The sequence below is a fragment of the Pantoea sp. B65 genome, assembly GCF_047308185.1.
In the GTDB taxonomy this organism is placed as follows: Bacteria; Pseudomonadota; Gammaproteobacteria; order Enterobacterales; family Enterobacteriaceae; genus Erwinia.
This window is the reverse complement of sequence record NZ_JAHXPU010000029.1, coordinates 1-2495: the sequence shown is the minus strand read 5'-3', so window position 1 is coordinate 2495 and position 2495 is coordinate 1. Positions and strand designations below refer to the sequence as shown.

Genomic DNA, 2495 nt, shown 5'->3' with positions numbered 1-2495 from the left:
TTTCAGTCAGTGGCGCTTAACTGGCACAGAAGCAACAGGACCTGGTCTGAAAACCATTCAGCCCGCCTGCTTGCCAGCATGAGCAATCATATTTTCCCGGTCATTGGGCATATTGCCGTAACAGAGCTGAAAACCCGCCATTTCATCGACCTGCTGAAAGGCATTGAGCAGAAAGGTCTGCTGGAAGTGGCATCCCGCACCCGGCAGCACATATGCAGCATCATGCGCCATGCAGTGCACCTTGGGCTGACTGAAAACAACCCTGCAGCGAACCTGGGTGGCATTACTGCGCCTCCGCGTAAACGCCACTACCCTGCCCTTCCGCTGGAGCAACTGCCGGAACTGCTGACCCGCATAAACGACTACAGCAGGGGACGTGTATTAACCCGGCTGGCAGTATTGCTTACCCTGCATCTGTTTATCCGTTCCAGCGAACTGCGCTTCGCACGCTGGGCTGAGTTTGATTTCAGCAACAAAATCTGGACCATCCCTGCCCGTCGCAAAGCCATCCCTGGCGTCCGCTACTCGGAGCGCGGGGCGAAAATGCGCACGCCACATATTGTTCCCCTTTCCCGTCAGGCTCTCTCTTTTCTGAAACAGATAAGAACAATATCCGGTCAGCAGGAGTTACTGTTACCGTGCGATCATAATCCCTTTAAACCCATGAGTGAAAATACCGTTAATAATGCGCTGCGTGTGATGGGCTATAACACGAAAGATGAAATCTGCGGCCACGGATTCCGGGCAATGGCCTGCAGTGCATTAATGGAGTCTGGTCTGTGGTCACAGGATGCCGTTGAGCGCCAGATGAGTCATCAGGAACGTAACAGCGTGCGGGCAGCGTACACTCATAAAGCGGAATATCTCGATGCGCGAAAAGCGATGATGCAGTGGTGGTCGGATTATCTGGATTTAAACCGGGAAGAGTATGTAGCGCCCTATGTTTATGCACAGCAGCGCAGTAGTGCTGCAACCGTCTGAATAAAAGTCAGCTGAAAAAAGCAGCTCCCGGATAAAAGGGTCTGCTTTTCGTATGACTGAAAATTTAACCTTGTTCTCCGGCAAATTGTCACCCAACGCCCGGGTTTAATGTCAGTTGCATAACTGATGCGGGGTTAGCAGCGCTGTATACCCGGTTTTCCGTCATCCCATGCCTGCACAATTTCATACGTGGCAATGTCCGGGATGCATATATCCTCAGGCAATTCTCCCTCAGGGATAAAGCCATCATCAGTGATGACTCATACCGGGTTCAGAACGATTCGCGCCCGGTCGCAGATGCCCGCCATGCTTACCAGTACGTTATCGCCGTCACGCGGCAGTTACGCTTCGGGGTTCTGATGAAGAAACGTTACTTCACAATCGGCAGACTGAATTGCAACGGATAGTCCAGGCACATCGGAGCTGTGGAAAATACAGGACGGAACGTCTACAGGGGCAGGAACTGTCCCGCCTTACCCTGAAGCAAAAACGTCATTAGCGTTCATGCTGAACCTAATGGCTTCACTAATAAGTAGCAACCAGCGTCAGGTCCGCTCTGAGCGAGGAGCAGAAGTTCGCAGTTGATCTCGCAGCCAGATAGTCGCATTACTAACATTGCGGCGTGTTAATCAACGGGGAGCAGGTCAGCAGTGCCTGTCGCTACAGCGCCATCGCTGAACAGTGCAGAATTAGCAACGTCTGCTTTGGGCACAAAACCGACAGTCAGATGAGGTTTCACTTGGTTCAATAAAAGTATCAGATTAAATAGGGGGTCAGCACGGATAAAGAGATTAATGGCGAATTTGCTTAAGGTCATCGTCAGTCAGGCCGGTCATCGCCAACACTACATTGTGATCCATACCGTTTGAAAGCATGTTACGCGCGATCTCAAGTTGAGTTTTCTGGCGCTCTGCTTCACGGCCCTTTTGCTCACCCACCAACATCCCCTCCTGACGCCCTTTTTCCAAAGCTTCCTTCCGTGCTTTTTCTTCGAGCTTTTGTGCGATAGTCATGATTATGTCTCCATGTTGCGGTAAACGCTGCACCAGAGTGCTGATAAAGGCGTCAGGATTTGCCGTATCCCCAACCATTAGCATGTAGTTGAATAACGCCTCCAGCTGTTCGGATGTATTGTAATCCAGCTGCAGCAGCATGACCAGTAGCGGCTCCAGTTCTGCCATATCACGCTGACGGATATGCTTCTGCACCAGTTCCTGCGCGGCAATACGCCGGTGCCTGATAATCTCATCGTCGCTGATCGTTGTAACATCCACCAGCGGAAAATCGCCGCAGTAAAGCTGCCGCGCTGCGTTCGTGTCACTGAATGCATCCATCCAGTTCATGGAATAGGGATAAGGTGCGATTTTACCGTGATAAAACAGGACTGGGATCACCAGCGGCAGTTCCTTTGCCTTTTTATGGTTATCCAGATGCCGCTGCATCGCCGCCAGTGCATAGCGCATCAGGCGGAAGGTCATCAGCCTGTCGGGGGTGCTCTGATGCTCAATCAAACA

Annotated in this window: 2 protein-coding genes; one reads left to right on the top strand and one right to left on the bottom strand. The window is 51.7% G+C overall.

Annotated features, from left to right (window positions below):
- The coding region (locus tag JWF83_RS13385) for a tyrosine-type recombinase/integrase (protein ID WP_413650741.1) at positions 1-981 on the top strand (981 nt) is incomplete at its 5' end.
- A 791-nt stretch (positions 982-1772) separates the two neighbouring features.
- Here the strand turns inward: JWF83_RS13385 and JWF83_RS13380 are convergent.
- Positions 1773-2495 (bottom strand): Rpn family recombination-promoting nuclease/putative transposase (locus tag JWF83_RS13380; RefSeq protein ID WP_413650739.1); only part of this gene is annotated, 723 nt, incomplete at its 5' end.